Source organism: Cupriavidus sp. UYPR2.512, assembly GCF_000379565.1.
GTDB lineage: Bacteria > Pseudomonadota > Gammaproteobacteria > Burkholderiales > Burkholderiaceae > Cupriavidus.
The window spans coordinates 1-11,102 of the sequence record NZ_KB902862.1; the positions used below are offsets into that span (position 1 = coordinate 1).

The window sequence follows — 11,102 nt, forward strand, 5'->3', positions numbered from 1 at the left end:
ATATATCCGACGGCTGCATTCCGAAGCCAGAAGGCCGATGAGGGGCAAGCGCGCAAATTTCCATGATGGCTCGTGTCCACAGGACACATGAGAAGCCGAATGTACGGACGCAGTCGTGACCTTCAGAATGCAAACCACCCTTGCTCATAAGCGGGAGTCCATGTACGGATATACAGCTGCAACCCATCCTGTCGATGTCGGAACACACGAAACACTGGCGCAATCGGGGCGCGTTCATATACAACCAGTTGTAGGACTGGCTACCCCGGTAAATTGCACGGAAATCAAAGGGACCCCTTCACACAGAGACCGCGCCAAATCGGGGGCTGCCTATGCCGAAAGGCGGCGATCGTCTTCTCCGGCGATGGAGGAGACCGCGCCAAAACGCTACAGACTTTCCTGGTCGACAAATCGGCCTAGCATACGTAGTGCTGGCAGCAGCACTTCATCCGCATAAGGGCAGCCGGTAAGGCCCGGATCGGTCTGGCCCGACTTCCTCGCTTCATCCGGCGCGTGGGACTCTTCGGCGAGAAGGCGTGCAAGCAGCGCTTCGTAGCCAGCCTTCCACGCTTGCGCGCCTGGAAATACCACGCGCAACTCCTTGAGAATATCCATCCCGGAAAAGTCCAGGTCGCCCCAGAAATAAACGGGGCGCGTGACGTTGGTCCCATGCAGCCATGCAAGAATGCTAAGCTCCAACGCCGCATTCCGCTCAAACACGCCCGGCGCAAAATAAACTGAACTGCCAACCGGCTGGCGCAGGCGCCTCGCGCTCGCCTTGTAGCCTGATGCATATATCAGGACAAAGCCTTCGGCGGCGCTCAGCCTGCCTGCCGCCATCGCTTCGAACGTTGCGGCGTTTTCCACAAACAGGATCGGGGCGGCAGGATCGGCTGTACGCACAGCTACCAGCAGTTGCACTGGCTTGTCTGGAAAGGGGCAGGCTTCCGTGTCAAGCAACAGAGCAATGGCCTCCTGCTGGCCGTTGAGAACTTTAGACAAGCCCCAGAACTGCCGGCCTGCTACCTCATGGAGCATGAGGTTCTCGCTGGCAAGGGCCGGGATGCCCGCGAGACGCTCCAGCACCTGCTCCGGTGAACGCTGCAGGATGAGGATCGGGCGGGACAGCAGCCGCTCGCACAGCGCCGCGTTGCTGAAGCGCGCGGGCACAGCCTGCCGCCACTGAGCCATCCAGGCGACCACGGCACTGGGCTGGCGTCCCGTCTCGTCGCGAAGGAACGCTTCCGCTTGCGCGGCAATGACGAGCTTCGGTGAGCGCTCCCAGATATCAAGATCCCGCTGGCCGCGGCGCTGGTCCAGCACCAGCGCGAATCCGGGCTGCGTCTGCAGCGCTTCCAGTGCGCCCCACACGAACATACGTTCGCCATGGAGGGCGATCGAGAAAAACTCCGGCCACGTCCCGGCACTCAAATGGAAGCTGATATCGCGGCGCCTCTCGACAAACGGCTTTGCCTCGATACGGTCCACCAGCGCATTCAGCAACGCGGTGAGGGCGGTCGGCCGGTGCCCCGGAATGCAATCGCCGCTCATGTCCCCATGTCCGAGACCAACTGCTTGCGTGCCTCTTGCAAGTCGAACTGCCCTGCCGCTTCACGCCGCACCGCCTCCCGGCGTTCAGTCCAGAGGGCATGTAGCCGGTCGGCCTTCAACAAAGAGCTGTCCACCTCGGTAATCTTATCGAGTTCGCCTGCCAGACCCTCCACCTTCATCAGGGAAAAACGATGCTCGAAACTGAACAACTCGAGCAGAGGGCCGGACGCGCGGGATGGCATGGCAACCACCAGTTGCAGGCCAAGGTTCTCATTGAGATAGCGCATCACGGCAGCGGTGCGGCCCTCATCCATCTTGTCGAAGGCCTCGTCAATCATCATGAGCTTCAGGCTCGGCGTCTTCTCGAACTGGCGAAATGCCTGGGCCAGCACCGCGGCCCGTACCAGATAGGCCGGCGTCATTAGCTCGCCTCCCGAGAACGTCGCCATTCTTGCCAAGGACGCCTCGCGTCCGTCCTCCGAGTACTTGCGGATGTCATATTGGCGATAGTTGCGGTAGTCCGCTATGTCCTTCAGTCGCCGCAACGCGTGGTCGCGGTTGGTGTCGAGCAATAGCAGCTTGATGTCATCCAGCGCCACGACGCTGTCGGCGGACAGCACGCCTTCGGCGGCCGAGAACAAGTCCACCGGCGTTTGTGTCTCGGCCAGCCGGTTCAGTTCCTGGAACAGGTCGAAGTACTTTTTGTACTCCTTGACCATCTGCCCGTATTCGATCTCGAAACGGTCTTCGCCGAATGCCAGGCGCTTGAGCTTCTCATTGAGCCGCTTGAGCGGATCGATGCCCTGCTCCACCGCGGTGCGTACGGCCAGCGCGAAATGCGTACTGAAGGTATTGTTGAAACTCTTCTCGGCGCCCCCCAGCTCGCTGGTGTTGTTGAGGATGCGCACTTGGTCGAGCCGTTCTAACATGGCCGAGATTTGCCGCCGGGCAGCGGGTATGCCGCCATAGGCTTGCCACTCATACTCCCCCTGCGTTGAGTGACAAGGCTGAAAGTCGACCCGCTCATCGAACGAGGAAGACAAGAGATTATGTGCCTCCAGTTTCCGCTCGAATGCCTCGCGCTCCTGACGGTAGAGACCGGCTTGCTGGCGCCGCCGTCCATCGAAGGACGCTGAAGTCTGCTCCGTGGCCGCTTGCCGGGCGCGCTGGTCAAGCCGGACCGGATCGAAGTGCGGATTGAGCCGGATCAGCTCAGCCACGCGGGCGTTTACCTGTCTCACGTCGTCCCGGCACTCGACAAGCTTAGCTTCGGCGTCAGCGATGTTCCCTTCGAAGCCACGCGCCTGCCCCGCCGCTTCGCCCGCTAAGCGTGACGCGGCATTGGAGAGGCGGTGGTGGCCGTCCAATAGCTGCTCCGCACGCGCCACGCGGCGCTCCAGGACAATGAGATCGGAGTCATCCAGACTGGCGAGCTGCGCCGCGAGACTACTCAGCCCGCGCTGCGTTTCACCCAGCTCGTCCAGCATTGGCGCGACAGGCACAAGCTTCAGGCCGAGCAGACGCGCGCCCCATGCGGCCAACTCTGCGCCGCTTGCGCGATGTGCGTCCCTTTCCCGCGTCTTTTCGTCGATCTGCCGGGCAAGCCTCACCACGCGCTTGCGCCGCGCCTCTGCACCGAAGGCAAGTTCGCCGTCCTCCACCCATGACGAAAACATCTTGAATCCGCCGCTGGCCATGCCGTCCACGGTCAGTGCCTGTTGCGCGCCTCGCAGTGCCTGCGCATCCGCTACCTTGACATAACGGCCGTAGCTCGCAACCAGATAGGCCCGCGCGGTCTCATCGGCGATCACCAACTCCTGCAACACGGCATCGGGCGACAGCGCCTGGTTTTCCGCCCGCCGTTTGGCCAGTTCCCCCTGCACCACGGAAGCCTCCCGCCCTTGCCTAGCCGCCGGCAGCTCGTGTCGCAGCGCCCGGATGGCGCTCGCCTCGTACTGCGCGGCCACCAGGATCACGAAGCGGTTACCGCCCAAGAGCCCTTCGATGGCGTTCTGCCAGCGCGACCCCTCCCGCGGCTGGACAAGGTTGCAAAGCACCCTGGGATGGGCGCCCGGCATCTTGGCTTCGAGATAGCGGACTGCGGCCTCCACATGCGCCGGCAAGTCAAAGTGGCCATCTTCCAGCCCTTGCCGGCGCCGCTTCAGGTCATCGATTTCCCCTTGCAGGGCGGCAGCGCGATCCGACTCCCGCGCTTGCTGCTGGACCACTGCCCCATACAGCCCGTCGGCGCCGTGCAGCCGCTGCGCAATGGGAGCCAGGGCGGCATCCAGTCTGGCGAACCGGTCGCGCCGCAGGCTCGCCGGGTCGATCTGCGCGCCTGTCAGCATCGCCGCGAGTTCACGCGCGGCGGCCTGGCCGTCGGCGGCATCGATTGCCGCGGCATCGACGACCAGCCGCTCCACATGGGGTGCGTAGGCAGACGCCGGCCCTGCAGGCAGTTTGGCCAGGGCAGCCAGTTCGTCCAGTACCCCGCGCAAGCCCGTCAGGGCGGCCAGGACGTCCAGCGCGATACGGGATCGACCATCGGTGGCCGCGGCTATCTCGCGGCTGAGCCGCTCACGATCCTGCGCCACCGGATTGCCATTGAGCCGCCCCTTGGCAGTGCCGTGCAATTCCGTGGCGCGCTTTAGCGCCTGCGCGTGTCGGTCGGCAAGCGCCTGCTGCTTTTCGACATCGGCCAAGGCGAGGCGCCGGCAGGCCTCCAGTCTTTGGATCTCCTCCTCGACATCCTGCTGTCGGCGCAGCGCTTCGCCCAGTTCGGCCTCCATGGCCTCTTCGAACGCGGTAAGGAACGCATCCGCGTGTGCCTTCAGCACTGCCAGCCGCTCCCGGCACGCCAGTAATTCGGTGGCGATCTTGCGCAGACGTTGAACGTTCTGCATGAGCGACGCGATATGCCCGATCTGATCGGAGAAATCAGGCTCGGCCAGCACCTGCTCCCGGATCAGCTCGTCCACCGAGCCGACGGTCTTGCGGGCAATGGACTGGACGAAAGCCCGCGCCGCCCCTTCCGCCTCGCGCGGCCCGACCAGCGTCTTGCCGCCGCCGCGAAACTCGGCATAGAGCTTGCACAGATAGTCTTCGATGCTGTTCTCGAACGGCAGGACGCGCGGATAGCGCTGGCGCAGCCGATGGTAGATATCCTCGACCTTTACCGCCGTAATCGAATTGCCCTTGCGCGATTCGATGAAATCCGCCTCCATCACGCGGCTGCCCGGCAGCACAAAGTAAAGCTTGCGCGCCACATCGACGCTGCGGCCTTGCTCGCGTGTACCGGACACGGCGGCTTCCACGGCCACCACGGCGCTGAATGGCTCGGCGGACTCCCCGGCATCGGGTGCGAAGACGGCGACGACATAGGTGTGCGACCCATACGGCCGGACGCAGAGGTTGTCGCGCATGCCTACCGCGTAGGACGCGAGCGTCCGCCTCACCTTGCCGCCGGCGCGCGAGGCGCCGCTCTCGTCCTGCGCCGAGTTGAACACGTTGATGTGCTGCTTGCCGCCGGTCATAACCAGCTGGATCGCGTCCTGGAAAGAGGACTTCCCCACTCCGGTCGAACCCGACAGCAAGGTGGTGTGGCCAAAGGGGTATTCCCGGGACACCACGAAGCCCCAGTTGACCAGGATGAGCTTCTCAAGCTTCATCGTCAGGCTCTGGCGACGTGACGGCCGACACGGGCGTTCGTGTTTCGGCCAGCAGGGCATCAATGGCGGAATCCGCCACGAACTGCAGGATCGTCCCACGAATGGCGACCAGAGCGTCAGCATCTTCCACCTCGGAATCCGCCCGGTAATCGATCAGGCGGGCACGCTTCAGGTCGGCGAAGAGCTTCTCCCGCGCAGTCTTGGCCGGCAGTGAGCGGCGCGCCTGCGCAGTCAGCGTGGCATTCAGGTATTCCACGGTGACAAGCGCTTCGTTGCGCTCGTTGATCGAGCCTTGGCGCAGGCTTTCGTTGTACAGCAAGCGCAGCACCAGGCAGCATGCCACGAAATCGGCGGAGAGCTTCGCCCGCACGGCGTCCACCGCGATAGCATCGTCCTCGGCGGGAAGTCCCGGCACGCGCGCCCCCGGCGGGTAAAGCCGAAAATAACTCTGATGCCGCTCGTGCAGCAGCCGGAACCCGCCCACGTCGAAGTACGCATTGAGCAGGCCCTCGATACGCACGGCGTCGTCGTAGAGCTGACGCTCGATGGCGCTGTCCTCCCGGTGCAGGATGGACAGCCCGAACAGGCGGCCGAGAATCTGCCGGAACGCCTCCGGTCTGACGCCCCCCGCCTTCAGTTCCGCTTCCACCAGTTGCCCAATCGTAATTTCATCCATGGCCGATGTGGCGCCTCCTGATTGCATAGTCGGTGCCCGACATGATGGCATTGTCCAGCGGCTCGGCATCTAGCCGCTCCACGTCCAGTCCCTCATGGTCTCGTGCTGCCTCGACTGCCCGCAACAACGATAACGCCTGGATGGCATCGTCGACCGGCAACTCGGACAGGCGCAGCGCACCCGTGCCACGCATGGAACCGAGCAGGTAATCCACGACATCGTGATGCGACAGGGAGAAGGCTCGCTCCTCCGCTTGCCGTAAGAATTGACGCAAACGCTCTTCCCGCGTGATCTCCGGAACAATGCTCACGGCCTGTGCCCGGTTACGCTCGGCGGCCTTTCTCGGCTGCACCGCGGCAGGATCATACAGCGCCACGCTGACCGGTGCGAGCGCCGCTCCCTGCCGCTCCAGCCACGCGCGCTGATCCCGCTCCGGCATCTCCCCCAGGCGGCGGATCAGGGTGGACAATGCCGCCCCGCTGCCCGATGCCCCCATGAACAGACTCTGCGACAACAAGACCACATGGCGGCGGACATAGCTTTCCATAGCCCGGAACAATTCCGGCTGCTTCGTTCGGCAGGCCGCGGTCACCATCTCGTCGATCCGATCAAGCATCCATCTCAAGATAGCCCCGTCCGGCGCGGCCTGCGCGGCCCATGCCGCGTGGTTGGCCAGCTCATCGTCAATGGCCTGCATCTCGACCGCGGTCAACTCGTTCAGACGTTCGATCAGCGCCCCGATGTCCAGCCGGTGGCGCTCGGCATTGTCATAGACCAGGCGGGGCGAGAACTCATCACGAAAACGTCGCTCTACGAATTCGATGAACCCATCCCAATTGCCCTGTACATGCGCATCGAGCAGTATCTTGCGGGCCAGGTCGTAGAAGAGCTCGATATCTTCAGAGAGGTCGGCAATGACCCGATCGGCATACTCGTAGGCGTCGAGCAGGTCCTCCACGTCGCGGCGCTCGATGAAGGCACTCAGTGCATTCTTGCAGGAGCGCATGTTGCGCTGACGGGTCCGTTCGCGTGGGCGGTCGGCCAGCGTCAGCGCCTGAGCGAAGATCTTGCCGGCGCGGGTGAAGCGATAGGCGGTAACCAGCCGGACGCGATCCTCGGCGGTTTCGAGCCAGCCGTCCGCGACAAGGAGGCGCACGATGGCACTTGCCAACTTCTGGTCGTCGGCCAGGTCACTGGCAGCGAATCCGTCTTCGCCATCTTCACCGGCAGGATCGGCCGGCAGCGTGGCGGACTGCATGGTCTGGACAAAGAGGTCACGCAAGTCCTCGCGCCCAAGGATGGAGCGGTAGTCGGCATGGGAACCATACAGCCGCGCATAGAATGCGCGGATGCAGGCAGCGATCAGCCTTCGCCTCTTCAGTGTCAACGGACGAAAGAACTGCGGATACCCCGAATCCACCATGGCGGCTGATGTCCCCCTTCACTCTGGCATTGCACCTGCGTACCATCGACGCAGCGAACAAAATCGTACGATACCACCCTGCCCTGCCCCGCCGCGCGACTGCTTCAGGGATCGCCTGGCGCCGGCGCACCCTGTGCGGGGCCGCGCCCTGGCGACCCGGTAGGTGCCTTACGAGCCGGAATGGGTACGGCAGTTGGACTTGGCCCAAATACGATTGGGGGACGGAACCTCACCGGGACCCGCTCGGCGGCATCGAGCCACCCGCCAGCACCACGGCCTGCGTCTGTGGCCGGGCTGTCACCCATCTATCTTCGCGTCGCATAGCGCTCGCCCCTGGCATGGCACCACCGACCGGCGCAAACCTCAGGCCGTCATCCCATAGCCCAACGCGCGAACATGTGTCCGGAACTTATCTTCGTCCTCGAGCCGCACTACCACATGCTTATCACCGGCGCGCAGACACAGATGGGCGGTCTCCTTGCGCGTGGCCAGCATGGCTGCCATTTGCGCGTCATTGCAATCAATCAGCAGCGTGGTCCCCGCGACTTTCAGCGCCTTGCCCTGCTTGCCAGCCCGCTTGATGAAGGATTCCACCGTGTCTGGCACCGGCTGGTCGTCCCAGGCCTGCAGGAATTCGCGAAGTTCGGCGATGTCATGCCCCCTCTCGACCGCTACGATGGCCTTCTGAAGGTCGAGCCGCCAGAGTCTGTCCGCCTCTTCGGTTGCCCACATGTCCAGAACCAGAGACTCTTCTGCCGACAGACGGCCCGCGATGACCTTGACCTGCATGCCGGGCATGATGGATAGCCTTACGCTAGACTGGACCGCGCCGGCGTGTAGTGGCCGCTGGCGCCAAGGCAATAGGCGCCCAACGAGGTCACGCGAAAATAGGCCAGGCCATCGTAGCGACTGAGGAATTGGAGTTCGTCCGTTCCCCACATATCGTGAAAATTAGGCCGAGCCCCCGCCGGTTCGGTGTATGCGATATCAAGGATGCCAAGTGGCGCCGCATACTCGAACAGGAAGCAGAGCATATACCGCAACTGAAGAATGTCCCAGTCATGGTAGCCGCTGTGCCCCAGGCTGCCGTAATCCGCCTCACAAATGTAAAGACTCCAAGGGTCGCGGGCCACGTCGAAAGTATGCCCAGTTGCCACCATGAGACGGGAAAACGCGTCGATGCTGATCCACTCCCCGGCCGGACAACGCTGCAGCATCTCGGCGATCGCCGCGCGGCGCGGCGCCACTGCACCCATCGCACCGCCCTTGGCTTTTTGCCCCTTGATGACATCTATTCGGCTAAATTCATCCAGCGACGTCGCTCTCAGCCATTTCCGCCAGATTTTGCCAAGCACGTCAGCCGTTGGCGTCGTCAGGGCTGTCAGTCCGGCCTTGCTTAGCACCAGCTTGCTCCCGTTACGTTGCACAAGCCCCGCTGCCTGAAGCAGCATCGGCCAAGAAAATGCCTTGATCGGCCCTATCTCCTGATCGGTGGGTCCCGGCACGTGCTCGGCGTAGTAGTCGCTACCGGACAGTTGCCCGCACAACAATTGCAACGTCGCCGTGCCCGGCAGCGCTGTCTTCTCGCTGACCTTAAGCTTTCCCTGATCCACCAGACGCAGTAGCAGCGGTAGATCCGCCAGGGCATCGCGCTCACACAGCCGCACCGACAATGGGCTTTCACCGTACATGCCGGGAAGCGTATCGACCGTGTCCAGCCGGACAGGCTCTGGCGCCGGCACGAATGCCATGAGCCGCTCGTTCAGATCGGCAGGCACGTAGCGCCATCCATTCTGATAGTACAAAAACAGGCACAACGCCGTGGGCGGCCCATGGTGCTCGTGTCGGCGCCGATCGTCCCGGACCGAAAAATTCGGCAAACGCCCATACTTGGCTCGAAACCGCGTGGCATTAAAGCAGCCATCCCCCGCATAGGTGGCCTCTGCTACCGCCAGACGTTGAGTCTCGTCCAGCCCTTCCCACAGCGCTTGCAGCCTGTCGCCGGCAAGGTTGCGCAGGATCTCTTCAACCAGCCCACTCTTCTTTCCGATGCGTGAGGCTTCCGGAAGCCAGCGCATCAGCGATTTCAGATTGTCTACCGTGAGATTGTTCAGCGCTTCAGTGAGAGAAATTATGGGCATAGGCAATCTGGGCAATTCTTCAGAACACTTCCGGCCTAGTAGCAGGGGCCAGAAATCAGCAAACGTGATGATAGTCCGTACAATCAGGAATCGGGCTTCTGCAGGGGATAGTTCCTCGCATTCGTTTCCACCTTTCCCCGCAGCAGTGAGACATGAAAGCCCCTACTGGAGGACTCAGTTGGAGGATGTGGCCGGCTGCGCATGGGCTTAAAATGCTCAAAAGCTATAGCCTTGGTCGCACCAGTAGTGCCAATCGGAGACAGCAAGCCGAGTGCTCTGATTGGCGCGAAGCGGCACAAGTTGGGCAAGGGGGACGACGATCTCACGCTGGCGGTACTGCGCTCGCACAAAGATGGCAAAGCGGCACAGCTGGTCATGAGCGAGTCCGGTGACGCAAACTTGTTCGCTGGTACGAAGCGGAGAAGCGGCCATGGTTTGACGTACCCGCGCTTCGAATGGAAAGCTCAGGCTTTCTTCGAGATGGCAGTACCACGCCATCGCGCATTCTTCTTCGGTGTATGCGTCGACAACGATCTCCATCGAGATGCGCTGTTCGCGCTTGTTGTCAATTCGGGGCTTTGCCATGAGCGTGGTGGTCAAATCGGCGGGCTTATTGGCGAGGTGCATGCCCGCTAAATTTTTAAGGACACCTTTCGGCCGGTTTGAACACCGTCACCGGATCAAGCGCCGGGCGAACATTGTCGGCCCAGTACAGGCGCGCGACCTTCGTCCAACGAACTCGCATCAATCTTGCGCAGCAGGTGATCGGCTCGCACCAACGATGCCAGTGTCACCAGCTCCAGCTCATGCTGGTAAGGGGCAGGCGTCTTAGCGTCGCGCCATTATGAACAAAGCCTCCCGCGATGGGGAGGCTTTTTCAGCAATGTGAGGCCTCCCGGTCGGGAGGCACGTGCTGGGCGTTGCACTGCGCTACTTGACCGTCACGGGCAGCTTGCCTGCGACCACGGCGCGCACGCGCAGCGTGCCGGTGTAGGCGCTGCGCACCGGCGGATGGGACTGCCCCTTTTGCGCGGCCGTGTCCGCGTGCGCCAGCAGGACCTGCACGCCTCGCTTCTGCCTCGCGACGACCTCGGGGCGCAGTTGTTTGCTCGCCTTGCTGCCTTTGGCCAGACGGGCCGGCAGCGGATTACGCGCGTTCAAAGCCATAGAAACCTCCTGTGTCCCGGGTCGGTTGGGTCACGCAGCGGAAACGCAGACCATAGAGTCCAGACGCAAACCGCCTGCCAAGCCTATTGTAAAGCAGATCCAGCTGTCCCGATTGCGGCATATAGAGATACTGAGGCACAGTCGGCAGCGCGCCCGCGTGGATGACCAGTGCTCTGGCCAGCACATCGCAGAACTGCCAGATCATGCGCGCATCCGGCAGCGGCCAGTGCCGCGGATCGAACATCGTGTCGGCCTCGGCACGCATGAATTTGACTAAGGAACGTGCTCGAAATAACTTCCCGCTATGCGGCGTTCCGTGAGCGGATGCTGTAGTTCCACGCAGGCAAGGTTGAGTCGTACTCGATGTTCAGTGAAGCACGGACGCAACGAGTGACTGTCCGTCCGGCTTCATAGACTCCGTCAAGAATGTCAGCAGTAACTTTCAGTCCGGTTTTTGTGCAGGCTTTTTCGATCAG

General features: G+C 62.5%; 10 protein-coding genes and 1 pseudogene. All 11 read right to left on the minus strand.

The window, feature by feature from the left end:
- Positions 1–387: 387 nt before the first annotated feature.
- Complete coding sequence (locus A3A5_RS0105765) at positions 388–1,551, minus strand: Wadjet anti-phage system protein JetD domain-containing protein (RefSeq protein WP_018309659.1); 1,164 nt, start codon at positions 1,549–1,551, stop codon at positions 388–390.
- Complete coding sequence (locus A3A5_RS0105770) at positions 1,548–5,219, minus strand: ATP-binding protein (protein WP_018309660.1); 3,672 nt, start codon at positions 5,217–5,219, stop codon at positions 1,548–1,550. Before A3A5_RS0105770 ends, A3A5_RS0105765 begins: the two co-directional genes overlap by 4 nt.
- Positions 5,209–5,895 (minus strand): DUF4194 domain-containing protein, encoded by a 687-nt coding sequence (locus tag A3A5_RS0105775; protein WP_018309661.1) that lies wholly within the window; start codon positions 5,893–5,895, stop codon positions 5,209–5,211. The genes A3A5_RS0105770 and A3A5_RS0105775 overlap by 11 nt, the downstream gene beginning before the upstream one ends.
- Positions 5,888–7,318, minus strand: coding sequence for a Wadjet anti-phage system protein JetA family protein (locus A3A5_RS0105780; RefSeq protein WP_018309662.1), 1,431 nt, complete (start codon positions 7,316–7,318; stop codon positions 5,888–5,890). Before A3A5_RS0105780 ends, A3A5_RS0105775 begins: the two co-directional genes overlap by 8 nt.
- Before the next feature lie 363 nt (positions 7,319–7,681).
- On the minus strand, positions 7,682–8,116 hold the full coding sequence (locus tag A3A5_RS44435) for a hypothetical protein (protein ID WP_232431276.1): 435 nt from the start codon (positions 8,114–8,116) through the stop codon (positions 7,682–7,684).
- Between the two features lie 11 nt (positions 8,117–8,127).
- On the minus strand, positions 8,128–9,459 hold the full coding sequence (locus A3A5_RS37710) for a hypothetical protein (protein ID WP_232431277.1): 1,332 nt from the start codon (positions 9,457–9,459) through the stop codon (positions 8,128–8,130).
- Between the two features lie 216 nt (positions 9,460–9,675).
- Positions 9,676–10,044, minus strand: a complete 369-nt coding sequence (locus tag A3A5_RS0105790) for a calcium-binding protein (protein ID WP_026200494.1) — start codon at positions 10,042–10,044, stop codon at positions 9,676–9,678.
- A gap of 76 nt (positions 10,045–10,120) precedes the next feature.
- Positions 10,121–10,262, minus strand: a pseudogene (locus A3A5_RS43015) (IS5/IS1182 family transposase); the annotation flags it as partial.
- Between the two features lie 127 nt (positions 10,263–10,389).
- A complete protein-coding gene (locus A3A5_RS0105795; RefSeq protein ID WP_018309664.1) occupies positions 10,390–10,626 on the minus strand; it encodes a hypothetical protein in 237 nt (78 codons plus the stop codon).
- Entirely contained in the window at positions 10,607–10,891 is a 285-nt protein-coding gene (locus A3A5_RS37715; protein ID WP_018309665.1) for a hypothetical protein, read from the minus strand. The genes A3A5_RS0105795 and A3A5_RS37715 overlap by 20 nt, the downstream gene beginning before the upstream one ends.
- A gap of 37 nt (positions 10,892–10,928) precedes the next feature.
- Complete coding sequence (locus A3A5_RS45570; RefSeq protein ID WP_369797755.1) at positions 10,929–11,102, minus strand: hypothetical protein; 174 nt, start codon at positions 11,100–11,102, stop codon at positions 10,929–10,931.

Coding starts and splice junctions, on each gene's coding strand:
- A3A5_RS0105765 (WP_018309659.1), bottom strand. CDS start 1,551: ATGAGCGGCGATTGCATTCCGGGGCACCGGCCGACCGCCCTCACCGCG.
- A3A5_RS0105770 (WP_018309660.1), bottom strand. CDS start 5,219: ATGAAGCTTGAGAAGCTCATCCTGGTCAACTGGGGCTTCGTGGTGTCC.
- A3A5_RS0105775 (WP_018309661.1), bottom strand. CDS start 5,895: ATGGATGAAATTACGATTGGGCAACTGGTGGAAGCGGAACTGAAGGCG.
- A3A5_RS0105780 (WP_018309662.1), bottom strand. CDS start 7,318: ATGGTGGATTCGGGGTATCCGCAGTTCTTTCGTCCGTTGACACTGAAG.
- A3A5_RS44435 (WP_232431276.1), bottom strand. CDS start 8,116: ATGCCCGGCATGCAGGTCAAGGTCATCGCGGGCCGTCTGTCGGCAGAA.
- A3A5_RS37710 (WP_232431277.1), bottom strand. CDS start 9,459: ATGCCCATAATTTCTCTCACTGAAGCGCTGAACAATCTCACGGTAGAC.
- A3A5_RS0105790 (WP_026200494.1), bottom strand. CDS start 10,044: ATGGCAAAGCCCCGAATTGACAACAAGCGCGAACAGCGCATCTCGATG.
- A3A5_RS0105795 (WP_018309664.1), bottom strand. CDS start 10,626: ATGGCTTTGAACGCGCGTAATCCGCTGCCGGCCCGTCTGGCCAAAGGC.
- A3A5_RS37715 (WP_018309665.1), bottom strand. CDS start 10,891: ATGCGTGCCGAGGCCGACACGATGTTCGATCCGCGGCACTGGCCGCTG.